This window comes from Williamsia sp. MIQD14 (assembly GCF_051025635.1).
Taxonomy (GTDB): domain Bacteria; phylum Actinomycetota; class Actinomycetes; order Mycobacteriales; family Mycobacteriaceae; genus Williamsia_A.
In genome coordinates, this window is the sequence record NZ_JBPFDG010000001.1 from 1,299,447 (window position 1) to 1,322,369 (window position 22,923).

At 70.4% G+C, this 22,923-nt stretch carries 23 protein-coding genes; 13 read left to right on the top strand and 10 right to left on the bottom strand.

Features of this window, described 5'->3' with window-relative positions:
- Nucleotides 1–4 precede the first annotated feature (4 nt).
- Nucleotides 5–940: a diacylglycerol/lipid kinase family protein gene (locus ACQ7HM_RS05660; RefSeq protein ID WP_434215232.1), complete on the bottom strand. Its 936-nt coding sequence runs from the start codon at nucleotides 938–940 to the stop codon at nucleotides 5–7.
- Nucleotides 937–2,538: an FAD-binding oxidoreductase gene (locus tag ACQ7HM_RS05665; RefSeq protein ID WP_434215233.1), complete on the bottom strand. Its 1,602-nt coding sequence runs from the start codon at nucleotides 2,536–2,538 to the stop codon at nucleotides 937–939. Before ACQ7HM_RS05665 ends, ACQ7HM_RS05660 begins: the two co-directional genes overlap by 4 nt.
- Nucleotides 2,539–2,618: 80 nt before the next feature.
- On the opposite strand from ACQ7HM_RS05665, the gene ACQ7HM_RS05670 reads away from it, so the two are divergent.
- The 3 genes from ACQ7HM_RS05670 to ACQ7HM_RS05680 are packed head-to-tail and all read left to right on the top strand — an operon-like array spanning nucleotide 2,619 to nucleotide 6,151.
- Entirely contained in the window at nucleotides 2,619–3,275 is a 657-nt protein-coding gene (locus tag ACQ7HM_RS05670; RefSeq protein ID WP_434215234.1) for a TetR/AcrR family transcriptional regulator, read from the top strand.
- Nucleotides 3,272–4,861 (top strand): glycerol-3-phosphate dehydrogenase/oxidase, encoded by a 1,590-nt coding sequence (locus ACQ7HM_RS05675; protein WP_434215235.1) that lies wholly within the window; start codon nucleotides 3,272–3,274, stop codon nucleotides 4,859–4,861. The genes ACQ7HM_RS05670 and ACQ7HM_RS05675 overlap by 4 nt, the downstream gene beginning before the upstream one ends.
- A 60-nt stretch (nucleotides 4,862–4,921) precedes the next feature.
- Nucleotides 4,922–6,151 carry an acyl-CoA dehydrogenase family protein gene (locus ACQ7HM_RS05680; protein ID WP_434215236.1) on the top strand — a complete coding sequence of 410 codons (1,230 nt, stop codon included), beginning with the start codon at nucleotides 4,922–4,924 and terminating at the stop codon, nucleotides 6,149–6,151.
- A 3-nt stretch (nucleotides 6,152–6,154) separates the two neighbouring features.
- Here ACQ7HM_RS05680 and ACQ7HM_RS05685 read toward each other — a convergent pair whose 3' ends face one another.
- Nucleotides 6,155–6,463 (bottom strand): GlsB/YeaQ/YmgE family stress response membrane protein, encoded by a 309-nt coding sequence (locus ACQ7HM_RS05685; RefSeq protein WP_434215641.1) that lies wholly within the window; start codon nucleotides 6,461–6,463, stop codon nucleotides 6,155–6,157.
- A gap of 178 nt (nucleotides 6,464–6,641) precedes the next feature.
- Here ACQ7HM_RS05685 and ACQ7HM_RS05690 point away from each other — a divergent pair, with 178 nt between their 5' ends.
- Nucleotides 6,642–7,784 carry a metallophosphoesterase gene (locus ACQ7HM_RS05690; RefSeq protein ID WP_434215237.1) on the top strand — a complete coding sequence of 381 codons (1,143 nt, stop codon included), beginning with the start codon at nucleotides 6,642–6,644 and terminating at the stop codon, nucleotides 7,782–7,784.
- A gap of 9 nt (nucleotides 7,785–7,793) precedes the next feature.
- Here the strand turns inward: ACQ7HM_RS05690 and ACQ7HM_RS05695 are convergent, their stop codons facing one another.
- Nucleotides 7,794–9,092 carry a DUF2254 domain-containing protein gene (locus ACQ7HM_RS05695; RefSeq protein WP_434215238.1) on the bottom strand — a complete coding sequence of 433 codons (1,299 nt, stop codon included), beginning with the start codon at nucleotides 9,090–9,092 and terminating at the stop codon, nucleotides 7,794–7,796.
- A 219-nt stretch (nucleotides 9,093–9,311) separates the two neighbouring features.
- On the opposite strand from ACQ7HM_RS05695, the gene ACQ7HM_RS05700 reads away from it, so the two are divergent.
- A complete protein-coding gene (locus ACQ7HM_RS05700) occupies nucleotides 9,312–11,039 on the top strand; it encodes a chloride channel protein (RefSeq protein ID WP_434215239.1) in 1,728 nt (575 codons plus the stop codon).
- A 15-nt stretch (nucleotides 11,040–11,054) separates the two neighbouring features.
- On the opposite strand, the gene ACQ7HM_RS05705 is transcribed toward ACQ7HM_RS05700, so the two are convergent.
- Nucleotides 11,055–11,420 (bottom strand): DUF1330 domain-containing protein, encoded by a 366-nt coding sequence (locus ACQ7HM_RS05705; RefSeq protein WP_434215240.1) that lies wholly within the window; start codon nucleotides 11,418–11,420, stop codon nucleotides 11,055–11,057.
- 51 nt (nucleotides 11,421–11,471) lie between these two features.
- Nucleotides 11,472–12,563 (bottom strand): aminotransferase class V-fold PLP-dependent enzyme, encoded by a 1,092-nt coding sequence (locus tag ACQ7HM_RS05710; protein WP_434215241.1) that lies wholly within the window; start codon nucleotides 12,561–12,563, stop codon nucleotides 11,472–11,474.
- A 131-nt stretch (nucleotides 12,564–12,694) separates the two neighbouring features.
- Here ACQ7HM_RS05710 and ACQ7HM_RS05715 point away from each other — a divergent pair, with 131 nt between their 5' ends.
- Nucleotides 12,695–13,432, top strand: coding sequence for a hypothetical protein (locus tag ACQ7HM_RS05715; protein WP_434215242.1), 738 nt, complete (start codon nucleotides 12,695–12,697; stop codon nucleotides 13,430–13,432).
- Here the strand turns inward: ACQ7HM_RS05715 and ACQ7HM_RS05720 are convergent.
- Nucleotides 13,321–14,724 (bottom strand): MFS transporter, encoded by a 1,404-nt coding sequence (locus tag ACQ7HM_RS05720; protein ID WP_434215243.1) that lies wholly within the window; start codon nucleotides 14,722–14,724, stop codon nucleotides 13,321–13,323. The two genes, ACQ7HM_RS05715 and ACQ7HM_RS05720, sit on opposite strands and share 112 nt — an antisense overlap.
- Nucleotides 14,725–14,874: 150 nt before the next feature.
- Between ACQ7HM_RS05720 and ACQ7HM_RS05725 the strand changes: the two genes are divergently transcribed.
- Nucleotides 14,875–15,537 (top strand): YqgE/AlgH family protein, encoded by a 663-nt coding sequence (locus ACQ7HM_RS05725; protein ID WP_434215244.1) that lies wholly within the window; start codon nucleotides 14,875–14,877, stop codon nucleotides 15,535–15,537.
- A gap of 5 nt (nucleotides 15,538–15,542) precedes the next feature.
- On the top strand, nucleotides 15,543–16,469 hold the full coding sequence (locus ACQ7HM_RS05730) for a 2-dehydropantoate 2-reductase (protein ID WP_434215245.1): 927 nt from the start codon (nucleotides 15,543–15,545) through the stop codon (nucleotides 16,467–16,469).
- Nucleotides 16,470–16,487: 18 nt separating this feature from the next.
- Here the strand turns inward: ACQ7HM_RS05730 and ACQ7HM_RS05735 are convergent, their stop codons facing one another.
- Complete coding sequence (locus ACQ7HM_RS05735) at nucleotides 16,488–17,891, bottom strand: hypothetical protein (protein WP_434215246.1); 1,404 nt, start codon at nucleotides 17,889–17,891, stop codon at nucleotides 16,488–16,490.
- Nucleotides 17,892–18,091: 200 nt separating this feature from the next.
- Here ACQ7HM_RS05735 and ACQ7HM_RS05740 point away from each other — a divergent pair, with 200 nt between their 5' ends.
- From ACQ7HM_RS05740 to ACQ7HM_RS05755, 4 genes are all read left to right on the top strand, one after another.
- Nucleotides 18,092–18,652: a molybdenum cofactor biosysynthesis protein gene (locus ACQ7HM_RS05740; protein WP_434215247.1), complete on the top strand. Its 561-nt coding sequence runs from the start codon at nucleotides 18,092–18,094 to the stop codon at nucleotides 18,650–18,652.
- A 76-nt stretch (nucleotides 18,653–18,728) separates the two neighbouring features.
- Nucleotides 18,729–19,445: a TVP38/TMEM64 family protein gene (locus ACQ7HM_RS05745; protein WP_434215248.1), complete on the top strand. Its 717-nt coding sequence runs from the start codon at nucleotides 18,729–18,731 to the stop codon at nucleotides 19,443–19,445.
- 32 nt (nucleotides 19,446–19,477) lie between these two features.
- Nucleotides 19,478–20,200: a mycothiol-dependent nitroreductase Rv2466c family protein gene (locus tag ACQ7HM_RS05750; protein WP_434215249.1), complete on the top strand. Its 723-nt coding sequence runs from the start codon at nucleotides 19,478–19,480 to the stop codon at nucleotides 20,198–20,200.
- Nucleotides 20,201–20,253: 53 nt separating this feature from the next.
- The gene (locus tag ACQ7HM_RS05755; RefSeq protein ID WP_434215250.1) at nucleotides 20,254–20,793 is read left to right on the top strand and encodes an AAA family ATPase; all 540 of its coding nucleotides are present in this window, start codon (nucleotides 20,254–20,256) and stop codon (nucleotides 20,791–20,793) included.
- Between the two features lie 26 nt (nucleotides 20,794–20,819).
- Here ACQ7HM_RS05755 and ACQ7HM_RS05760 read toward each other — a convergent pair whose 3' ends face one another.
- Nucleotides 20,820–21,485 (bottom strand): peroxiredoxin-like family protein, encoded by a 666-nt coding sequence (locus ACQ7HM_RS05760; RefSeq protein WP_434215251.1) that lies wholly within the window; start codon nucleotides 21,483–21,485, stop codon nucleotides 20,820–20,822.
- 106 nt (nucleotides 21,486–21,591) lie between these two features.
- Between ACQ7HM_RS05760 and ACQ7HM_RS05765 the strand changes: the two genes are divergently transcribed.
- Complete coding sequence (locus ACQ7HM_RS05765) at nucleotides 21,592–22,233, top strand: TetR/AcrR family transcriptional regulator (RefSeq protein ID WP_434215252.1); 642 nt, start codon at nucleotides 21,592–21,594, stop codon at nucleotides 22,231–22,233.
- Nucleotides 22,234–22,250: 17 nt separating this feature from the next.
- Here ACQ7HM_RS05765 and ACQ7HM_RS05770 read toward each other — a convergent pair whose 3' ends face one another.
- Nucleotides 22,251–22,886 (bottom strand): TetR/AcrR family transcriptional regulator, encoded by a 636-nt coding sequence (locus tag ACQ7HM_RS05770; protein ID WP_434215253.1) that lies wholly within the window; start codon nucleotides 22,884–22,886, stop codon nucleotides 22,251–22,253.
- Nucleotides 22,887–22,923 lie beyond the last annotated feature (37 nt).

The window sequence follows — 22,923 nt, forward strand, 5'->3', positions numbered from 1 at the left end:
GAACTCAGCTTCGGGGGCTGAGGAAATCCATTGCGGATGCGTCGATCTCGATGGTGACCGGCGTCACCCCTAGGACCTCTCCGTCCGCGGACACGGGGGTCGGCTCGGCCGCCTCGACGGTCACCGTGGTCGCCCGCAGCGTGTGCACCCCGCGGCGGGTGATGTGGGTCCCCCGATAGATGGTCGGGAAGAGTCGCAGCAGACGCAGTCGTGACGTGTGCTCGACGAGGGTCACGTCGAGCAGACCGTCGTCGATGCGTGCCTGCGGACAGATGCGCATCCCGCCGCCGTAACTGGGCGTGTTGCCCACCGACGCCATCACGAGATCCATCTCGTGCACGACGCCGTCGACGGTCACACGGAACCGGCGTGGGCGCAGTGCCGCGATCTCGGCGACGGCGGCGAGCGCATACCTCGACTGTCCCCGCGGGTGCGCCATTCCGACCGCGCGGTCGGTGACGGCGGCGTCGAGGCCGATGGCCGCCACCGTGCCGAAGGTGGTGGTGCTCGCACCGAGCGTGAGCCGGGCAAGGTCGACACGACGGGCGTGACCTGCGGCGATGATGTCGATCGCACCGTGGATGTCGGTGGTCGGTATCGCCAGGGCGCGGGCGTGGTCGTTGCCGGTCCCGGCTGGGACGAGCCCCACGCGGACCTGCGTGCCGCGCGCGGCGTCGAGCACCGGGCCGATGGTGCCGTCGCCACCGATCACGACCACGGCGTCGATGCCGGACGTGGCGTCACCCGCCTGGGCCACCGCCTCACGGGCGATCATCGCGGCGTCGGCGGCCGAGGATCCCGACCGCGCGTCCACGGTCATCCCGCGCGTGGTCATGGCGGCGATCGCCTCCCGGGCCGTCGTCATCGCCGCTCCGTTGCGCGACGTCGGGTTCACCAGCGCCACGACCGACGCGACCGGTCCGCGATCGGAGGTGGTCACGGGATCAGCGTTCCGGGGTTCAGCACGCCCGAGGGGTCGAGTGCGTCTTTCACGGCACGCAGCATCGCGACCCCGACCTCGCCGATCTCGGCGGAGAGATAGGGCCGGTGGTCGGCACCGACGGCGTGGTGATGGGTGATGGTGGCGCCCGCGTCGACGATGGCGGCGCACGCGTCGGCCTTCGCCGCCGCCCACTGTGCCAACGCGTCGTCGCCCATTCGGTAGACGACCGTGAAGTAGAGGGATGCGCCGGTCGGATAGGTGTGCGAGATGTGGCACATCACCAGGGCGGGCGACCCACCCGGCAGCCCCGCGGCAGGTCGCGCGAGTGCGGCGGTCAACGCCCCGACCACGGTGTCGCGCAGCGCGGGGACCCCCGACCAGGTGGTCGCCGTCTCGAGGGTCTCGCACCCCACGCCGATCGCCAACAGCGCGTCGCGCAGGTACGGAGCGCGGAAGCGGCCGTGTTCCCAGGCGTCGGCGGGTCCCGCACCCATCGAGGTGCCCCCCGCGGCCCGCAGCGTCTCGGCGGTCAGATCGCGCCGCGCCGCGCACAGCGCCTCGTCGCCCTCGAATCGGGTGATGGCCAGAACACCCCCGCTGACGGCGTCGTCGATGACCCCGATGGCGCCGGGGCTGGCGAGGTTGACCCCGGTCTCGGTCTCGTCGGACAGTCGCAGCACCGTCGGACCCGTGCCGCGCTGCACGACTGCGCGCAGCGCGGCGGTGCCCTCGGCGAAGTCCGCGAAGTGCCACGCCTCGTTCACGGAGTGGGTCGGCGTCGGATGCACCCGCAGCGCCACCGCGGTGATGATCCCGAGGGTGCCCTCCGAGCCGAGCACCATCTGGCGCAGGTCGGGTCCGGCCGCGGTCTTGGCCACCGGGCCGAGTCGCAGTGTCCCGCGCGGGGTGACCGCGGTCAGCCCGACGACCATGTCGTCGAAGCGTCCGTATCCGGCCGAGTCCTGACCCGACGAGCGCGTCGCCGCGAACCCGCCGATGGTGGCGAACTCGAAACTCTGCGGGAAGTGGCCGAGCGAGAAGCCTCGCTCGGTGAGCAGTTCCTCGGCCCGTGGTCCGGAGACCCCCGCACCGAGCACCGCGATCTGCGACGTCGTGTCGAGATCGACGAGTGTGTCGAAGCGGTGGAGATCGAGCGAGATGACCGCGCGGTGGCGGCCGGCATCGGGATCGAGGCCACCGACGACACCGGTGCCGCCGCCGAAGGCGACCACCGCGATTCCCGCCCGCTCGCACCAGGCGAGGATCGCGGCGATCTCGTCGTCGGTCCCCGGTGCGACGACCGCGTCGGGTGCGTCCTGGTCGGTCGCTGTCCGGCGCAGCAGGTCGGGCGTGGACTTGCCGCCGGCGCGCCGCAACCGGTCCTGCGGGTCGACCGAGACGCAGTCGGCCCCGACGATCTCGACGAGGGCGGAGCGATCGTCGGAGGTCATGCGGGTCGGCGCGACGGCGACCTCGTCGATCGAGGGCGCCGGTCGCGGTTCACCGCTCACCCCGAGGGCGCTGCGCACGAGATCGAGGATCGCCGGCGAGAGAGTGGTCGCCTCCTCGGCGGTTCCCCAGGCGTTCCACTGCATCGGCGGCAGCCCGATCCGGGACGATCGGGGGGCAAGAGCGGCAGACGGCGGCGCAATCATGCGTTACAGTTTTACACAACATGTCAACCAGGAACGACGTCCTCGACGCGGCACGGCGCTGCCTCGTCCGCGGATCCGGACGCAAGCTGACCCTCGCCGAGGTCGCCCGCGAGGCCGGCGTCAGCCGACCGACCGTCTACCGACGGTGGCCCGAGGTGAGCGCGGTCATCCGCGACCTGCTGACCCGCGACATGACGAGCCTGATGACCGAGCACGTCGCCGCCGTCGACGCCGCGATCGCCACCGCACCGGAATCGAGTCCGCCCGAGGTGCTCGCCGCCCTCGTGGACGGCATCGTCGGCGCGGCCGTCGGACTCAGCGACGACACCCTGTTCTCGTCCCTGCTGCGTCGACAACCGGATCTCATGGCGCCGTACGTCTTCCAGCGCCTCGGCGCGAGCCAGCGCGGAGTCCTCGACGTCCTCGACAGCCGCATCACCCGGGCCCAGCAGGTGGGTGCCGTCCGCGCGGGCGACCCCATGCGCCTCGGCGCGATGGTCCTGCTCATCACGCAGTCGGCGATCCAGTCGCGATCGGTGGTGGCCCCGGTCCTCGGCGGCGACTGGTCGAAGGAGCTGACCCGTGCACTGTGCGGCTACCTGAGCCCGGTCGAGCCGGTGTCGGTGCCGACGACTCCCGACAGCACCCCGGCCGACGACGACGGGGCCGCACGATGACCACACCACCCCATCCCTTCAGCGCCGATCTCGGTCCCGAACGCGCGCGCCGCGACCGCGCGAGTCTGCAGGCCCGCCGCAAACCGTGGGACGTCCTCGTCATCGGCGGCGGCGTGACCGGCGTCGGTGTGGCGCTCGACGCCGCATCCCGCGGGTTGACCGTCGCCCTCGTGGAGGCCGAGGATCTCGCCTTCGGCACCAGCCGGTGGAGCAGCAAACTCGTCCACGGCGGGCTGCGGTACCTCGCCTCGGGCCGCGTCCGCATCGCCTGGGAGAGCGCGGTCGAGCGCCACCACCTCATGACGACCATCGCGCCCCACCTCGTCTCCCCCGTCGCCCAGGTCGTCCCCACCTACTCCGCCGGTCACGGCACCGCCGAACCCGGTATGCGCGGACGTTTCGACGCCGCGGTCGGAAGCGCGCTCGTGGGAACCGGGTTCGCGGTGGGTGACCTCCTGCGTCGCGGTGCACGGACTCCTACCGACGTCCTGGCGCACCCCGCGCGGATCTCGGCCGCCCAGGTGACCGCGGCATGCCCCGCCGTAGAGACCGAGGGCCTGCGCGGCGGGTGGCGCTCCTACGACGGTCAGCTCATCGACGACGCACGACTCGTCGTCGCAATCGCGCGCACCGCGGCCGCCCACGGGGCCGCGATCTGCACCCGGATGCGCGCCACCGAGGTCACCGGTCAGGGCGCGACAGTGATCGACGAGATCACCGGCGACCACCTCGACATCCGTGCGCGCTCGGTGATCAACGCGACCGGCGTGTGGGCGGGTACGGTCGACGACTCCATCACGGTGCGTCCGAGTCGCGGAACGCATCTCGTGTTCGACGCGGCCACCCTGGGGTGTCCGACGGGGGCACTCACCGTCCCCATCCCCGGTGCCCGCAACCGGTTCGTGTTCGCGCTGCCCGAACAGCTCGGCCGCGTGTACGCCGGCCTCACCGATGTCGACGCCCCCGGCCCGGTGCCCGCCGTGCCGCAGGCCTCGGACGACGAGATCGACTCGATCATCGCGACCCTGAACACGGCTCTCGCGCGCCCGGTGTCGCGGGCCGACGTCATCGGGACCTTCGCCGGTCTGCGACCGCTGCTGCAGGCCGACGGGGAGACCGCCGATCTGTCACGGGAACACTCGGTCACCGTCGCCGACGACGGGCTGGTCACCGTGGTCGGCGGCAAACTCACCACCTACCGCACGATGGCCGCCGACGCAGTCGATGCCGCCGTCTCCCGCGCGCGCCTCGAGGCGTATCCCTGTGTCACCGAGTCGATCCCGCTCGTCGGTGCGCACGGACCGCGCAATCGGCGACTCCCGGCGTCGCTCATCGCCCGCTTCGGCGGCGAGTCCGATCGGGTGGTGCAGGGCGCGACGGTGAGCGCTCCCCTCGGACCCATCGCGCCCGGCATCGACGTGACGCGCGCGGAGGTCGAGTTCGCGATCACCGCCGAGGGGGCGGTCGACGCCGACGACATCCTGCATCGCCGCACTCGCATCGGGTTGGTCGCCGCCGACGCCGATCGCGCGCGGCCGGCGGTGACCCACGTGCTCGACCAGGTCCTCGCCGCGCACATCGGCTGACCGCTCGGCCACGGCCCCGATCCCGATGTGACACATCGGACGGCGACCTACGCTGGAGCGATGACGACAACGCAGGTCGGTCCCACCATCGACGGCCCCGGAGCCGGTGATCTGGACGTCGGGGGCGCCGAGGTCGATGCCTCCGAACTCCGGCAGATCCTCGCCACCACCGAGGAATTCATCCGCACGAAGGTGATCCCCCGCGAACAGGAGATCGCCGACGGCAACGAGATCCCCGCCGACCTGCGACAGGCGTCGCGAGACCTCGGGTTGTTCGGGTTCGCGATCCCCCAGCAGTGGGGTGGCCTCGGTCTCGACCTCGCGCAGGAGGTGCGGCTGGCCGAGGTGCTCGGGTACACCAGCCTCGCGTTGCGGTCGATGTTCGGGACCAACAACGGCATCGCCGGGCAGGTCCTGGTGCAGTTCGGCACCGACGAGCAGAAGCAGAGGTGGCTCGAGAAGATCGCCTCGGGCGAGGTGGTCGCCTCGTTCGCGCTCACCGAGGACGGCGCCGGGTCGAATCCGGCCGGCCTGCGCACCAAGGCCGTCGCCGACGGCGAGGAATGGGTGCTCACCGGGGAGAAGCGCTACATCACCAACGCCCCCACCGCCGACCTGTTCGTCGTGTTCGCGCGCTACCGCGACGCCGACGACGACGGGCCGGGCATCGCGGTGTTCCTGGTGCCCGCCGACGCCGAGGGTGTGAGCGTCGCGCCCGCCGACACGAAGATGGGTCAGGAGGGATCACTCACCGCGACGGTCCACCTCGACGAGGTCCGGGTGTCGGCGGAGGCACTCGTCGGCGGCGACGCCGACGTCGGCTACCGGGCGGCGATGACGATCCTCGCGCGGGGACGCATCCACATCGCGGCGGTCGCGGTGGGCCAGGCCCAGCGCGCGCTCGACGAGTCGGTGACCTCGGCGGCGCTGAGCACGCAGGGCGGGAAACCCGTCGGCAGCAACCAGTTGGTGCAGGCGATGATCGCCGACATGGCGACGCAGGTGATGGCCGGACGGACGATCGTGCGGGAGGCCGCGCGACAGTGGGTGGCCGAGACCGACCGGCGCATCGCGCCGTCGATGGCGAAACTGTTCTGCACCGAGATGCTCGGTGCCGTGGCCGACACCGCCGTGCAGGTGCACGGCGGCGCCGGGTACATGCGGGGTGTCGTGGTCGAACGGATCTTCCGCGACGCCCGGCTGCTGCGCCTCTACGAGGGCACCAGCGAGATCCAACGCCTCATCATCGGCGGCGGACTCGTCAAGCAGGCGGCCAGGCGCCTGCAGTAGGGACTACCTGCGTACGAGCTTCACGACAAACAGCAGGATCACGGAGCCGAGGAGTGCGGTGAGGAAGGTGAAGAACCAACCGCCGCTGGCGACGTCAACGCCGAAAGCGCGCAGTAGAAATCCTCCGAGCAAGGCTCCGATGACGCCGACGACGACGTTGAGAAGGATGCCCATCTGGGCGTCGGTGCCCATGAACTTGCTGGCGATCCAGCCGGCGAGACCTCCGATGATGATGTAGCCGATGAATCCGACGCTCGTTCGGACGCCGGAACCTTCGGCGAGTACCTCGACGGCGACTGCGGTTGTGCTGATGGTGACTCCTCGGTCTGGTGTTCACGGATGGAGGGGGCGCACGCGCGGTGGTGATGCGCGGGCGGAGAAAGAGCTCATGGTCTGAACGCTCGGTCTCACGGTACGGGTCGACGACGTGCGCGATGCCCTTTTGGCGGTGCGCCTCCCCGTCCGAACTGTCCGTATCCTGGCGATCACGATGTCCAATCTTCCCGTCGTCGGGGTCCTCCTCGTACTCATCACCGTCGTGCTGCACCGTCGGTTCGTCCGTTCCACCCGCCTGTCGCGTCGCGTCGCGATCGGTGCCGACGTGGTCCTGGTGGTCGCCGGGATCCTCGCGCTGATCGGGTTCGGGTCCGGGTCGGCGTTCGACCCGGCGTGGTCACGGTGGCCCGCGTTCGCGGGATGGACCTGGATGGCCGTTGTGCTCTATCTGGTTCTGGGCACCGTGGTGCTCGGTGTCATCACACTCGTCATGCGCCTCGTGCACGCCGCCCGCGGGGGTGACAGCACGTCGATCCGGCTGCGCACCACCAGGATCGGGTCGGCCGTCGTGGTGGTCGCGTCGGTGGCGGCCGTCGGCTACGGCCTCCTCGAGGCGGCGCATCCACGCGTGACCCGGACGACGGTGGCCCTCGATCGCCTCCCCGCCGCATTCGCGGGGACGTCGGTCGCGCTGGTGTCGGATCTGCACGCCGGTCCGTCCCGCGGCGTCGGTTTCGTTCGCGAGGTCGTGGACCGCATCAACGCCCAGCGCCCCGACATGGTGATCCTCGACGGCGACCTCATCGACGGCACCGTCGAGCACGTCGGCTCCGACCTCGCACCGCTGCGCGACCTCTCCGCACCGCTCGGGGTGTTCGCCGTCAGCGGCAACCACGAGTTCTACGCCGGCGACGGAGGGCGGTGGCTCGATCTGTGGGACTCGTTGGGGGTGAACGTGCTTCGCAACGAACGCGCCACCGTGACCCGTGACGGTGCGCAGATCGACGTCGCCGGCATCAACGACGCGACCGCACCCGCTCCCCACGAACCCGACCTCACCGCAGCGCTCGCCGGCCGCGACCCGAGCCGCTTCGTCCTGCTCCTCGCCCATCAGCCACTGCAGGCACACGAGGCGTCCGACGCCGGTGTCGACATGCAGGTCTCGGGTCACACCCACGCCGGACAGATCTGGCCGCTGCGCTATCTCGTGCCACTGCAGCAGCCGACGGTCGAGGGCCTCGACACCATCGGCGACACGACGATCTACACGACACGCGGTGCGGGTGCGTGGGGACCTCCGGTGCGCGTCGGTGCCCCGCCGGAGATCGCGATGCTGACGCTCGCCTCTCCTGGGTGACCGAAGGCTTCACACCACGGCGCGGGCGTTGATCGCGAGTCGTGCGGCGGCGATCTCGCCACAGCAGAAGTCGATGGTGACCCGATCACCGGTCGATGCCTGCTCGGCGGCCTCGATCAGCGCGAGGTGGCGCAGGACCGCCTCTCGGACATCGGGTTCCACAGCCGCGACACCGATTCGCCGTGCGAGCAGGATGGCGGCCGACATGGCGACCGAGGCCGCGAGAGCGTAGGTCCGCACGGCGTCGAAGATGTCGTCGATCAGTTCGGCGGCAGGCACGCGGGTGACGATCAACCGAACCGTGTCCTCACCGTCGACGCGACCGAGCCACGGCGCTTCCCGTGCTACCAACGGCACCATGCCGGTCGCGAGTTCGTTCAGGGCGTTGTGCGCGGTGTACGGGTCGTTCGTGCTCGGCGACAGGGCGCGCACCGCCATCTCCACCAACTGCTGCACGGCGAACTGCACGTCGTGCAGAGGGGTTCGGGTGTCGCCGAGATCGATCGCCTTGCGGACACCGACACGGAGTCGGTCGACCGCCGACGGCGGGGTCACCCGCACGAGGTGTTCACCGGCCACCACGTGGTCACCCGGTCGCACGAGCGTCTCGATGACGCACTGATGTCGGTGCGCGAGGGAGAGAAGGGCATCCTCGTCGATGTCGATCACGAACCCGGATGACTCGGCGAGAACACGTTTCGCGTCGCCGTCGGGGAACGTCGCGGGTCGCGCGTCGTCCGGTTGCTGCTCCGGGTAGAGGGCGTCGACGACATCGACGAGTTCGGACCGCACGCGCGCCGAGAGGGTGGACACCTGGATCGACCCGGCGATGTGGTTGATGAAGTACACCAGCACCGCGACGTCGAGCACGGCGAGGACGACCGCGACGTTCACGGCGATGTCGGGGACGAACTGCCCGTTCTCCATCGACTTGTCGCGGATCGACCGGAGCACCATGAGCGAGTACAGGAACGTCGCCCCGAACGTGCCCAGGACGAACTGGTTGCCGCGGTCGTTCATGAAGTTGCGGACGAGCCGCGGACCGTAGGTGGAACTCGCGGTCGCCAGTACCGACACCGTGATGGAGAACGCCGTCGCGGCGACTCCGAGCATCGACCCGCCGATGGCGCCGAGGATGTCGCGGCTGCCGCTGACCCCGACCCGATAGAGCAGCGTGCCCCAGACTCCCAGGTCCTTGTCGACGAGGGCACGGTCGACGGCGATCAGCCCCTGGGCGAGGATCAGGGCACCCACGCCGAGAACGACCGGCAAGAACCAGAAGACGTCGGCGAAACGCGTCATCCTCATCCGCATCCCGACCCACTCCCCCGTCCCGCGACGCACCGCGCCGATCGGCACCGTGGGCTCAGACTAGCCAGTGGGCCACGGGCCGACGGCGCGATCACCAGACCCTCCCGACGCCGACCGGCCCACCCTCTCGGGCCTTCGATACGTTCGGACGATGCGAACACGCCCCCGTGAGACCGCCGAACCTGTTGTGCTGTCCGATTTGTCGGCAACGCGGCGATGACGATCCCGATGCCGGTGAGCCGGTGGCTCCGGACCGAACGGGCGGCCCTCGTCCCGCTCGCGGTCGTCATCGGCCTCGGCACCGGACTGGGCAGTGTGGCGTTCCGATGGCTCATCACCTCCATCACGTGGGTGTTCACCGGTACCGACGACTTCTCCGACGCGGGCCGCGTCGGCAGTCCCCACTTCCCGGGCATGGGCATGTGGTTCCTGCTCGTCGCGCCGATGATCGCCGGCGCCGTCTACGGTCCACTCGTCTATCGCTTCGCTCCCGAGGCGAAGGGACACGGTGTGCCCGAGGTGATGTACGCCGTCGCCCAACGCGGCGGACGGATCGCGCCGCGCGTTGCGCTGGTCAAGGCGCTGGCCTCCGCCCTGTGCATCGGCGGCGGCGGATCGGTCGGGCGGGAAGGGCCCATCGTCCAGATCGGCTCGGCGATCGGCTCCGGTCTGGGCCAGTGGACACGTGTCGACTCCGACCGTCTCAAGGTGCTCGTCGCGTGCGGCGCCGCCGGCGGCATCTCCGCCACCTTCAACGCTCCGCTGGCCGGCCCCTTCTTCGCACTCGAACTGATCCTGCGGGACTTCGCCGCGGAATCCTTCGGTGCCGTGGTGCTCTCGAGCGTGACGGCGAGTCTGCTCGCCCGCGCGGTCCTCGGCGACGACCCGTTCCTGTCGCTGCCCGCGTTCACCGTCCACAACCCGGCCGAGTACGGGCTCTACATCGTCCTCGGAGTGGTCGTCGGCGCGGTCGGGGTCCTGTTCTCGAAGGTGCTCTACCTGGTGGAGGATCTCTGCGACTGGGTGTGGCGCTGGCCCGAGTGGGCCCGACCCGCGGTGGGTGGACTCGTGTTCGGTGCCGTGCTGCTGGCTGTCCCGCAGATGTACGGCGTCGGATACCCGATCCTGCAGAACGCGGTCGAGGGCAAGTACGTCGTCGGCTTCCTGCTGTTGTTGCTGGTGGCCAAGATCGCGGCCACCAGTCTCACGATCGGCATCGGCGGATCCGGAGGGGTGTTCGCCCCGACGTTGTTCATCGGTGCCATGGCGGGCAGTGCGTTCGGCGCCATCGGTCATGACATCGCGCCCGGGATCGTCGTCAGCGCAGGGGCATACGGACTGATCGCGATGGGCGCGGCGCTCGGCGGTGCCACCCGGGCACCCATCACCGCCGTCATCATCCTGTTCGAGCTGACCGGGGAGTACAGCATCATCCTGCCGCTGATGCTCGCCGTCGCGATGTCGGCCGGGGTGAGTCAACTCATCTCGAAGGACACCATCTACACGCGAAAGCTGTTGCGGCGCGGCATCGACATCGACAAGGCGGCCCGACCGGATCTGTTCGAGGGGCAGACGATCGCGCGCGCCGTCGGTCCGGCCCCGCATCCGCTTCCCGACGACACCGACCTCGAGGCCGCGGCCGGTCTGTTGGCGGACTGCGACCGGTCGCTGATACCGGTGGTCGATCAGGCAGGCCTCTACCGCGGATGTGTGAGTGCGCGCGGCATCGCCGAGGCGATGCAGATCCCCTCGGCGCGTGCGGTCTCCGTCGCCCAGATCGCCGAGTTGCCCGAGGCGGTCACCGCCGACAGCACGCTCGACGAGGCACTCGAGGCCATGGCCGACCACTCGGGAACAGGGTTGCCGGTGCTCGACGATCGGCACGACCACGTCGTCGGATGGATCACCCACCGCGACGTCCTGACCGCGCTGCGGTCGGGGTGAGGTCGTCGAACCCGGCTAGGGCCAGGGGATGGTGGCCTGCAGGACGGCCTCCTGCAGCGCGCCGGTCCGCAGCCCTGTCACCGTCTGGTACTCGGGGTCGGCCACCATCTTGCTGAACGCGGCGCGAGAGGGATAGCGCACCAGGAGAACCGCATCCCACTCCTGTCCGGCCTCGGCCACCAGCGCGGTCGAACCGTCCCCCGCGTAGAGCACCTCTCCGCCGTAACGCGGGAGGAACGTCGCATCGAGTGCGGCGGCGTACTCCGCGTACGCCTCGCGGCCGCCGTCGGCGAACCGGAGCAGGTTGAGCATCACCACCGGACCACCGGGGTCATCTGCGAGGTAGCGCTGGAGATCTCGTCCGCGGGGGTCGATGGCCATGGAATCAGTATGGCCGACGGCGCGGGGCCGCGGAGCCGTCTGGACGCACCGTCAGTAGCCCATCCCGCGCAGCTCGGTCGCGAGGGTGTCGAGATGCTCGCGCTGTACGTCGAGGTGCGGGCTGATCCGCAGCACCGACTGTTCGGTGAACAGTGGCGCACGCCAGGATTCGGCGCAGGTGGTCAAGATGCCCAAGGAGCGCAGTCGTTCTCGTGCGGCCGCGACATCGCCGGGACCCCACCCCGGGGGTGGCGCCAGGGTGACGATCGCCGTCGGTTCGTCGATCGGTTCGAGCAGCTCCCAGCTGCCGACGCCGTGCAACCGCTCGCGCGTGTGCCTGCCGATGGCCGCGAGTTCGCGGCGGACCCGTTCGAGGCCGAAGCTGGCCAACTCCTGCACGGCCACCCCGAGGCCGATCCGGCCGGCGATGAACGCCTCCGAGCTCTCGATCTCCACCGGCCGCAGCGCATCGGCGCGCACCGCGAGGAAACCGACGCCGCGCGGACCGGCGATCCACTTGCGACTGGTCCCGTAGACGATGTCGGCCCCGGTCACACAGTCGACCTGGCCGAGCGCCTGGGCGGCGTCGACGACCACCGGGACACCCGCCCGGTGCGCCAGTTCGACGATCTTCGCGGCGGGTTGCACGATCCCGCTGTGCGACCCGACGTGGCAGACGTGGATCACGTCGGGTTGCTCGAACTGCAGCATGTTCTCGAGGGCGTCGAGATCGACCCGGCCGTGGACGTCGGTCGACGGCATCGTGTGTACGGCGTAACCGCGTCGCTCGAACTGGTCGAGGTTCGGGCCGTATTCGTTGGGGCACACCCACACCGTCGCCGACATCGGCAGGTTCCAGTAGGTGAGCAGCGCACGCAACGCCGCGAGAGCGCTCTCCCGGAACGCGAGTCGGTCGGCGTCGTGCCCGACCATCGCGGCGATGTCGCGGCGACACCGCGCGACCTGATCGGCGGCCTCCTCGGCGGCGATGTAGGCCCCGCGTTCGGACTCCCGCCACAGATGCGCGGTCACCGCCTCGATCACGGCGTTCGAGGAACGAGACGCCGCAGCGGAGTCCAGATGCACCGTGCGCGGTTCCACGCGGGCGCGATGCCACATCTCGCCCAGTTCGCTGATGTACATGAGGGCCTTTCGCCGACGAAGCGAGTGTCACGCTACCCGTCGTCACCGAGGCGATCCGCGGCCCGTCTCGACGTGACGGGCCGGTTCGTCGGGTGGTGGAACCGAGGGGCGGACTGCGACGTCATAGCGACATGGACTTCCTCGGCGCCCTCGGCGATCCCTCCGCAGACGACGGCACGCCCGACGACCCGACCGATCCCACCGCCGACGGCGCACACGCCTCGCCACCGGGCGAGCATCCGTTGCTCACCTACGCGTTCGGGACCGGTGACGGTGCCGCCACCGAGTGGTCGTCGCGGGCCGACCGCGACCTCTCCGGCGACGGCGTCGCCGATGCCGTGTCCATCGATTTCGACGGTGACGGTCACCTCGACGACGCGATGTGGGACTCCGACGGTGACGGTCGCGTCGATCTCGCCGCCCTCGACGTCGGCGGCGACGATCCCGACCGCTTCTACTCCGACACCGGTCGCGGCCTGTGGGATCACCGAGTCCACGACGTGCACGCCGGTGCCGTGCAGGCGGCGCCACCGACCGAGACGCCCGTGCCGTCGTCTCCGCCCGCATCGGTGAGCGCCCCGGAACCCGAGAGTGTCGAGGCCGTGCCGGACGATCACCGTGATCTCGACGGCGACGGTCGTCCCGACGACCGCATCGTCGACCCGGATTCGTCGGGCCGATCCACGGTGGGCCTGGTGTTCGCCGGTTCCGATGATCCGCACCCCGTGCGGGTGTTGATCGATCTCGACGGCGACCGTCAGTTCGACGGGGTGGTGATCGACGCCGACGGCGACGGTGTCGCCGACACCTGGGCACTGCGCGGGCAGTCCGGGTTCGATGCTCCGGCCGCCTCGGCGCAGGCGCGATGAGTCGCGGGGTCGTCGGCGAATCGGCGTCGCGGCGAGTAGACGGTCCGCACGGCGACGAGCGCGACGAGATAGATGACCGCGCCCGCGGCGGGCAGGCCGGGTGAGTGCCCGTCCTCGGCGATCACCAGCGCGGCGACGGTCACCGCAGCGACGTAGGCGACGTTGAAGACGGCGTCCTGGAACGAGAACACCTGCCCTCGGACGGCGTCGTCGGTGTCCATCTGCATGGCCGCGTCGCCGCAGAGCTTGGCCATCTGCCCGATCAACCCGAGCACGAGCGCCGCGGCGCAGATCACGATGCCGTTGAACGTCAGCAGGGTGAGCTCGGCGCACACGCCGACCGACAACGCCGCGTACAGCGTGATGCGCCGGCCCCATCTGGCCACCGAGATCGGGGTGAGGATGGCGGCGAAGAACATGCCGACCGCGGTCATGGCCGCGACGAGTCCGACACCGGCGATGCCCCCGCCGAGGGCGGAGTGCCGCGTGAGGACCAGCAGCATCAGCGTGTTGAGCCCGAACACCAATCGATGCGCGCCGATCGCCGTCAACGCTCCCGACACCCCGCGCGCCCGGGCGACGGCGCGCGCACCGTGGATGAGTCCGACGGCTACCGCACGCAGGGCCGGGCCGCGTGGATGGTCCGCGCTGACCGGTGCACCCTCGGTGTCGGGGTGGTCGGGGCCGAGGGCGAGATGTGCGAATCCGACGGCGAGGGCCGCACCGAGCAGCGCGATCACCACCGCCCCCATGGTGGTCGCGGCGCTCCCGGAGTTGTCCGCCCCGAACACCGCACGCAGCCCGAGGGCCAGTCCGGCGCCGACGGCGAGGGCGCCGGAACCGATGGTGGTGAAGAACGCGTTCATGCCGATGAGCGCCTCGCGGTCCACCACGTGGGGCAGGGCCGCCGACAGACCGCTGGCCACGAATCGACTCGCCCCGGTGACCACGAGTGCCGCGATCAGCACGACCGTGTCGGGTGCACCGACGGCGATCGACGTCGCCACCGCGCCGATGAGGAAGGCTCGCGCGATGTTGGCCCAGATGAGCACCGTCCGGCGATCCCAGTGATCGAGGAGGGCGCCGGCGAAGGGACCGATCACCGAATACGGGAGCAGCAGCACAGCGAGACCACCGGCCACGGCCAACGGGTCGGCGTGCCGTTCGGGGTTGAACAGGATGGCGCCACCGAGCGCGGCCTGGAACAGCCCGTCGGTCACCTGGCTGCTCAGGCGCACGGCCAGCAGCCGCCCCAGTCCGGGGCGGCCGTGGAAGGCACGCAGGAAACTCACCCGACCGAGGGTACAAACCGCGCCGGCGGGGCGCGGGGCCACGAGCTGTGAGAATCCTGACGATCGGCGAGGCGCCACAGACGAACCCGACATCGGCCTCCGATGTCCGAGCCGACCGCCCCCGACCGTCGACCGTGCCATGATGGTGATGTGGCCAGGTCAGACGACCCCGAGGACGTTCCCGGTGAGGGTTCGCGCGAACACGACGCCGTCGGTGAGGGATACGACGCGAGCTGGGACACCGTGGAGGCAGGGCGAATTCGAGCGGGCAGCCTGCTGATCGCGGCCACCACGCTCACCGAACCCACGTTCCGTCGGTCGGTCATCTACATCGTCGAACACAACGACGCGGGCAGCCTCGGTGTCGTGGTCAATCGGATGAGCCAGACCGCGGTCCACAATCTGCTGCCGAGGTGGACCGACATGGCGGCCGCACCGCCCGCGGTGTTCATCGGTGGTCCGGTCAAGCAGGACTCCGCGTTGTGTCTCGGGGTCGTGCGGCGCGGCATCGACGTCGACACCGTCGTCGGGGTCCGACCGGTCGACGGACGCGTCGTGCTCGTCGATCTCGACGCCGAACCCGAGTACCTCACCGACGTGCTCGAGGGCATCCGCGTGTTCGCCGGGTACTCGGGCTGGGGGATCGGCCAACTCGACGACGAGCTCCGCCACGACTCCTGGCTGGTCGCCTCGGCGCTCCCGGGGGATCTGCTCGCCCCCGCCGGGTCGGACGTCTTCGCCGACGTGCTGCGCCGCCAGCCGTGGCCGCTCCCCCTCCTCGCCACCCATCCCATCGACGTCGGCCGGAACTGACGCACGTGCGCACACTCGTCGTCGGGGCCGGCGCGGTCGGTGGGTTCTTCGGGACACTGCTCCTCGAGGCCGGTCGCGACGTCACCTTCTTCGTCCGTCCCGCACGCGCCGCACAGATGGCCGCCGACGGCCTCGCGGTGCACGACGGCCCGACGACGACGGTCACGCGCGCCCCGACCGTCACCGCCGACCGCCTCGGAGAGACCTCGTGGGACCTGGTGATCGTCACGGTCAAGGAGCAGGCACTCGATGCCGCGATCACCGACATCACGCCCGCCGTCACCGCCGGCACCGTGGTGCTGCCGCTGCTCAACGGGATGCGTCACCTCGAGCGGTTGCGCGACGCCTTCGTTGACGCCGTGCTCGGCGGGGTCGCCGTCGTGGCGAGCCAGCTCCGCCCCGACGGATCCATCGATCTCCTCGGCCCCGACCGGTTCATGCGGTACGGCGAACTCGCGGGCGGGCGATCGGCACGGATCGACGCCGTCGACGCGACGCTGTCCGGAGCCGGCTTCGACACCGTGTGCTCGTCGGACATCGTCACCGACATGTGGGACAAGTGGATCTTCCTGGCCTCGGCCGCGGCTCTCACGACGTTGCTGCAGGCCACCGTCGGCGACATCACCGCCACCGAACACGGACCCTCGGTCGCCCACGCGGTCATCGACGAATGCGCCTCCGTCGCCGCGGCATCCGGGATCACCGTCCGTCCCCAGGTCATCGACGGCGCCCGCGCACGTCTGGTCGCCCATGGCTCACCGTTCACCGCGTCGCTCTACCGCGACATGGCCGCCGGCCGCGATGTCGAATCCGACAGTGTCATCGCCGATCTGGTTCGCCGTGCCGACCGCCTGGGGGTGTCGGTGCCGCTGCTGACCGCGGCGTCGGTCAACCTGTCGCTCTACCGGAGTCGGAGGCGACCCGACGCCTGACCTCGTGCCTGCAGCGAGTCAGCCGCAGTCACCGTCGTCGCGCGGGCGTACGTCCTTGAAGTGGAACAGTTTCTCGGTGACCGTCTGTCCCGGCGCTGTCGCGATGGGCCCATGCGATCGGATGACGGCGCCGTCCGCTTCCGCCTCCGACCACGTGACCTGCGCGCGAGGGTGTGATCGCAGGTAGCGGTTCAGTTCGAACCGGGTCAGCTCGGTGCCCGAACTCGTCCGGGCGGCCAACGCGGGATCGTCGGTCGCGACCACGGTGACCAGCCGGTCCTGGAACCCGAAGACGCGCAACGACTCCGGGAGCAGCACGTGGTTCCAGGCGCCCTGCTCGGTCCGCAGGTTGCTGAACATGGTGAAGGTGCTCTCCGAGCGGAGTCCCAGGTAGGGACAGGCGGCGTTCACGACCAGCAGCGCGGCCGCGACGACGAGGATCGGGTGGCCGAGACGCCGCTCCGAACGCGGGCGGGCGTACTCGGGTGTGTCGCCGCGGCGTCGACCGGTCACGAACGCAAGCCCGGCGAGCCCGACCATGGCCACGATGGAGAGTCGGGCGAGGCCGCCGAGTCCATCGGACCGCGACCACGGCTCGGGGCCGAGCACCCGCGCGGCCCCGAGCCAGAGACCCACCCCGACCGCGAACAGGAGCACCGATGCGGTTGGTGTCGCGACGGTCCGTGTCACCGATCGCAGTTGCCGGTGTCGGAGCAGGACGGCGTGCACACCCGAGACGGTGCGCGTCGGCAGGAACGCGACGTAGAGCGCCAGCGCCACAGCCGAGAACGGGACATTGCCCGCCAGGGCGAGCACCACGTGGAACGTGCACCCGAGCACCAGTGCCACCACGCGCGTCCGGGGCACCGCGAGGAGGATCGGCAGTGCGATCTCGACCGCGACGGTCGCCCAGATCGACGGCGTGATCCGCCAGGTCCCGCTCATCAGCGTGGGGTCGAACCAGACGATCTTCTGCGACATCGGGCCGGCGCAGCTGGTCTGCGGGTCGAGGAAGTCGGTGTTGAGCTTCGACAGCGCCGCAGCCGCGTAGACGATGATGAGCTGCACCCGGAGAAACGGGGCGATGGTGTCGAACAACGCGCCGGCCGCGGGCGGGCGTCGGCTCCGGAGGCTGGTCCAGCCCAGCAAGGCGAGGACCGCGACGCCGGTCACGAACACGACGAGCGTGTGGTCGCCGACGTAGGGCAGGTCGCGGCCGACCGCGACGACCTCGGCGGCCAGCATCATCGCGAACCGGACGACCGATGTCGGCCGCACCAGCAGCCACAGCGCGGCGAGGACGACCACGGCGTGCAGGGAGTCGGTCTCGAGGCCGTCCCACCACAGCTGGTGGAGGATCAGCGACACCGCCAGCAGGATCGAGAACAGACCGAACGACCACCGACTGCTCAGTTCCCGCACCCGGGGGTCGGCGTTGGTGCCGGTCAGGGGCGGTCCAGAGCACAGCGTGCGGTCTCGGTCGCGATGGCCTCGCGCGATGCCGATGCCGCCCGAACCGGGTCGAACGTGCCGCGGTGCCGGCCGGGGAGACGCTCGCCCGGTAAGCGGCTCTGCGCGTCTCCGGATGTCGTCACACCCGCCAGTGTGCCAGCGTGGAGGGCATGGATCGCGAATACCGCTTCGAGGTGGTGACGCTGCTGGTGTCACCGGGGCACGCCTACTTCGGACGCGCGAAGGACGGCCCGGCCGAGGATGTACCCACTGCGCTCCCCGGCCATGTGGACGTCGTCGCCGACAAGGGCATCCGCGGGGACCGGTTCTTCGGGGTCCGTGCCCACACCGAGGCCGCGGTCACCTTCCTCGCCCTCGAGGCATGGGAGGCCGCCGCGGGAGGCGTCGATCCGGTGGTCGCCCGCCGCAACGTGATGGTGCGCGGCCTCGAGCTCGACCCGCTGCGTGGTGTGGAGTTCGCGATCGACACCGGGGACGGCCCGGTACGGTTCCGCGGCGGGCGGCCCGCACATCCGTGTTCGTGGATGGACACCATGGCCGGCGACGGGACCCGTAAGGCACTCATCGGTCGTGGTGGTCTGCGCGCGCAACCGCTCACCTCGGGAACGTTGCGGGTGGGTCCGGCGACGCTGCTGTCGCCGGTCGACCTCGACCCCGCCCGCGCCGCCGACCAGGTTCGCCGCGCCCAACCCCTCGGCGACGGGCGATGACGGGGTTCGCTGAGGGCGGCGGCGGTGAGGCCCCGACACATCGGGCATTACGCTGAACCCGACCCCGGGGAGTGAAGTGGACGACGCCGCGCCGGTCGGCCCCAGCCGCCGATCCAGCCATCGGTGGAAGGCTGCCCTCCTCGTCGCGATCGTGGTTGCCGCCGTCGTCATCGCGGTGACCGTCGACATCCCCGACCCGCAACCCCTGCGCGACCGCGTCGACTCCGCCGGAGCGTGGGGTCTCCTGCTGTTCGTCCTGATCTACATCGCGGTGTCGCTCACGCCGTTCCCCGCCAGCGCGCTCACCATCGCGAGCGGCCTGTTGTTCGGGCTCGTCGAGGGGACGATCGCGGTGATGGTCGCGGCGACGATCGGCGCCTGGTTCGGTTTTCTCCTCGCCCGATGGCTCGGACGCGACGGGGTCGCCCGGCTCGGGTGGGAACGGATTGCCTCGATCGACGCGATCCTGCGGCGCCGCGGACTCATCGCGATGGTGCTGATCCGCCTCATCCCTTTCCCGTTCGCCGTCGTCAACTACGCCGCGGGCCTCAGCGCGATCCGCGGCCGCGACTACCTGATCGGCACCGTCGTGGGGATCCTCCCGTCGGCCATCGGCTACACCGCCGTCGGCGCGTACGGGACCTCTCCCCTGTCGTGGCCGTTCGTCGGCGCGCTGGCCGCCGTGCTGGTGATCGCCGTCGTCTCCGGTGTCGCCGCGCGACGCCTGCGTCATCCCGAGCCGACCCCCGAGGGTTCCGCGGGCCGACCGGTCGACGACATCGTCGGACACTGACCGCGGCCGGCGGGATGTGCTTGTCTGGAGACATGACCACCGCCGACATCAACTTCTACTTCGACCCGGTGTGCCCGTTCGCCTGGATGACCAGCAAATGGGTGCGCATGGTGCAGCGCGACCGGGACTATTCGGTCCAGTGGAAGTTCATCTCGCTGCGTCTTCTCAACTCCCACATCGACTACGACGCGCACTTCCCGCCGGAGTACGAGGCCGGGCACACCGCGGGACTGCGCCTGCTCCGTGCCGCGTCGTCGGTCCGCGAGCAGTACGGGCGCGAGGGGGTCACGGCGCTGTACGCGACCCTGGGTGAGCACATCTTCGACTCCGATCCGGTGCCCGACGAGCACGCGGGACACCGCGGCACCCGCGAGTTCCTCGCGCCGATCCTCGACGAGCTCGGCATGTCGGAGACGCACCTCGACGCCCTCGACGACGCCGGCCGCGACGCGGAGATCCAGGCCGAGACCGACGAGGCCCTCGCCCTCACCGGTAAGGACGTGGGCACGCCGATCATCCACTTCCGGCCGCCGGAGGGTGTCGCATTCTTCGGGCCGGTGATCAGTCGCCTGCCCGATCCGGCCGACGCCGCCGAGTTGTGGGACCACGTCGTCGGTCTCGCCCGGTTCCCGGGATTCGCCGAACTCAAGCGCAGCCTGCGTGAGATGCCGCAGCTGCGGGGGCTCGGTGTCTCCGAGGACGAGGCCGGCGCCACCGAGGACTGGCACGGGGGCTCGCGGCGCCAGAAACGCTGAGACGGCGGAAATCGGCGTGACAGGTGTCGTGACGCCTCACTAGCGTCACCGCGGTGAGCGGCGATCTGATCATCCTCACCGGCCCGCCGGGTGCCGGAAAGACCACCGTCGCGACGCACGTGGCACGAGGGCGTCCGAAAGCTGTGCACCTACACACTGACGACTTCTGGCACGCGATCGTCTCCGGCGCCATCCCGCCCTACGAGCCGCCGTCCGACCCTCAGAACCAGACGGTCCTGCGGGTGATCGCTTCGGCCGCGTTCGCCTACGCCGATGGTGGTTACACGACGGTGGTCGACGGGATCGTCGGCCCGTGGATGACGGACCATTTCCGCCGGCAGATGTCCACGTACCTGCGCGTGCCGGTGCACTACGTGGTGTTGCGTCCGGACCGCGAGACCACTCTCGCCCGCGCTCGAGCGCGTTCGGACGCGGAGGCCCTGACCGACCCAGAACCCATCACCGCGATGTGGGACCAGTTCGCAGGTCTGGGCGTGATGGAGGCGCATGTCCTCGACACCACCGACGACACGGTCGACGTGACCGTGCCCCGTGTCGTCGATGCCGTCGAGAACGGCGCATACCGGCTCTGACGGAACGTCTCTCGCCGACCGCGTGGTCAGCCCAGCGCGTCGACCGCGGCGAGGATGTCGGCCGTCTCGGTGCGAGTCGTGTAGTTCGGGTGGACGTCGATGAACGCGATAGTGCCGTCCGCGTCGAGAACGACGACGGTCGGGAACGGCAGATCGGCGGTGCCGTCGGCGTTGTGCTCGGTCACGTCGAGGCCGAGCTGCTTCTGCGCGGCGATGGCGTCGGGGTTGTTCGGCGCGATGATGCCGAGCCCGCCGGCCAGCGTGTTGCCCGGATCCGACAACACCGTGAAGGTCAGCTCGTTCGACTCCGCGGCGCTGAGCGAGCCGTCGGGCTTCTGGGGGCTGATGGCGATGAGGGTGGCACCGCGTTCGGTCAGCGCGGGCACGAGCTCGCGCTGGTAGGCGCCCAACGCCACGTTGCAGTACGGGCACCAGGCGCCGCGGTAGAACACCAGAACCGCCGGCCGATCGCCGATCTCGCTGCGCAGACGGGTGCTCGAGCCCTGCGCGGTGAGCAGTTCCGCGTCGGCGACGGTGGTGCCGACCGCGGCCACCCCGGCCGGGGTACCGGCGGCGTCGAGCCCGTCGCGATCGGCGGCGAACGCCGCACTGACCTCGGCCGGGAGCTGGGTGAGCGACCCCTCGAGGGTGGCCGTCAACTGCTGGGTCATCGAATCCTGCGATGTGGTCATCGTGATCCTCCACTGGTTCGTCGGTCCCGGGGCGACGCCGCCTCGGTCACACCAGCCTGCCGATGAGAAAGTGGACTGTCCAATCCAGAAACTCTATGGTGGTCGGATGAGTGTCGACACCCAGCGCACGAACACCGGCCGACCGTTGACTTCGAGGGGACGCCAGACCCGCGAGCGGATCGTCACCGCGGCCGCCGAGCTGATGCTCGACACCGGCGTCGCCGGAACCACGATGGAGGACGTCCGGGCACGTGCCGGGGTCAGCAGCTCGCAGATCTACCACTACTTCGCCGACAAGGACGCGCTGGTGCGGGCCGTGGTCGACCACCAGGACGAGTCGATCGTCGGTGCCCACGAGGCCATCTTCGCCGACATCGACTCCCTCGACGGACTGCGCGACTGGTGCCGCGGGATCGTCGAGTACCAACGCCTCGGCGGGTGTTCGGGCGGGTGTCCACTCGGGTCGCTCGGTGTCCAGCTCGCCGAGACCGATCCGGACGCGAGAGCCGCTGTCGCACGGGCTCTCTCGCGATGGGAGCGTGCGATCACGCAGGGGTACGCCGCGATGCAGGCCCGCGATGTCCTGCCCGCACACGTCGACACCGCGACACTCGCGAAGTCCACGCTGGCGTCACTGCAGGGTGGACTCCTGATGGCCCAGATCCAGCGCAGCACAGCGCCGTTGGAGGCCGCGCTCGACGCCGTCGTCGCGCACGCCCGACTGTTGGCCGGTCGGTCGGCGAGCTGAGAGCAACTGTGGCGAGGTCACCACTCCTCGGTCCCGTGATGGCATTCCCCGGGGCACAGTCGTGCGGCCTCGGCGGACAGCGCCGCGAGCGCGAACGATCTCGCCCTCGGCGAGGGGTCGCCGAGAAGGTGGGCCGCCACCCCCTCGACCAGGGCCACGATACCGAATGCTGCTGCGCTGTCGTCGATGTCGGTGTCGACCTCGCCGCACAGGCGACCGTTCTCCAGCGCCGTCCGTACGCGTTCGCGGAGTGCCTCGCGGGCGGATTCGAGGTGCTCGCGGATCGTGTCGTTCTCGAGCGCCATGCCCGCGAACGCGTGTGCGAGGTACACCTCGTCGCGCCGGTTCGGCGACAGCGGGAGCAGTTGCGCGAGGCCCTCGGTGAGCATGTCCTCGATACGGGATCCTCGCCGCTCGGAGAGCACGATCTGATGATCGACCCGGTCGAGGACCCCGGCGCGTACGGCCATGAACGCGTCGACGAGGAGGTCCTCCTTGGACCGGTAATAGTGCTGCACCATGCCCACCGACACTCCTGCGGCGTCGGCGGCACGAGCGACGGTCACGTTCCCGATCCCCTGGTCGCGCAGGACCGACCGCACACCGGTGATGATCTGCGCGCGTCGCGCGTCGCGATGTTCCATCGTCGCCATGCGTCGAGCCTAGCGAGGCCGGGCGCCCAAGCAATAT

What these genes read in the sequence shown, in the direction of transcription:
- ACQ7HM_RS05665 (WP_434215233.1), bottom strand. Translation starts at nt 2,538, where the DNA reads ATGCAGTGGAACGCCTGGGGAACCGCCGAGGAGGCGACCACTCTCTCG.
- ACQ7HM_RS05670 (WP_434215234.1), top strand. Translation starts at nt 2,619, where the DNA reads ATGTCAACCAGGAACGACGTCCTCGACGCGGCACGGCGCTGCCTCGTC.
- ACQ7HM_RS05675 (WP_434215235.1), top strand. Translation starts at nt 3,272, where the DNA reads ATGACCACACCACCCCATCCCTTCAGCGCCGATCTCGGTCCCGAACGC.
- ACQ7HM_RS05680 (WP_434215236.1), top strand. Translation starts at nt 4,922, where the DNA reads ATGACGACAACGCAGGTCGGTCCCACCATCGACGGCCCCGGAGCCGGT.
- ACQ7HM_RS05690 (WP_434215237.1), top strand. Translation starts at nt 6,642, where the DNA reads ATGTCCAATCTTCCCGTCGTCGGGGTCCTCCTCGTACTCATCACCGTC.
- ACQ7HM_RS05695 (WP_434215238.1), bottom strand. Translation starts at nt 9,092, where the DNA reads ATGAGGATGACGCGTTTCGCCGACGTCTTCTGGTTCTTGCCGGTCGTT.
- ACQ7HM_RS05700 (WP_434215239.1), top strand. Translation starts at nt 9,312, where the DNA reads ATGACGATCCCGATGCCGGTGAGCCGGTGGCTCCGGACCGAACGGGCG.
- ACQ7HM_RS05705 (WP_434215240.1), bottom strand. Translation starts at nt 11,420, where the DNA reads ATGGCCATCGACCCCCGCGGACGAGATCTCCAGCGCTACCTCGCAGAT.
- ACQ7HM_RS05710 (WP_434215241.1), bottom strand. Translation starts at nt 12,563, where the DNA reads ATGTACATCAGCGAACTGGGCGAGATGTGGCATCGCGCCCGCGTGGAA.
- ACQ7HM_RS05715 (WP_434215242.1), top strand. Translation starts at nt 12,695, where the DNA reads ATGGACTTCCTCGGCGCCCTCGGCGATCCCTCCGCAGACGACGGCACG.
- ACQ7HM_RS05740 (WP_434215247.1), top strand. Translation starts at nt 18,092, where the DNA reads ATGGATCGCGAATACCGCTTCGAGGTGGTGACGCTGCTGGTGTCACCG.
- ACQ7HM_RS05750 (WP_434215249.1), top strand. Translation starts at nt 19,478, where the DNA reads ATGACCACCGCCGACATCAACTTCTACTTCGACCCGGTGTGCCCGTTC.
- ACQ7HM_RS05760 (WP_434215251.1), bottom strand. Translation starts at nt 21,485, where the DNA reads ATGACCACATCGCAGGATTCGATGACCCAGCAGTTGACGGCCACCCTC.
- ACQ7HM_RS05765 (WP_434215252.1), top strand. Translation starts at nt 21,592, where the DNA reads ATGAGTGTCGACACCCAGCGCACGAACACCGGCCGACCGTTGACTTCG.
- ACQ7HM_RS05770 (WP_434215253.1), bottom strand. Translation starts at nt 22,886, where the DNA reads ATGGCGACGATGGAACATCGCGACGCGCGACGCGCGCAGATCATCACC.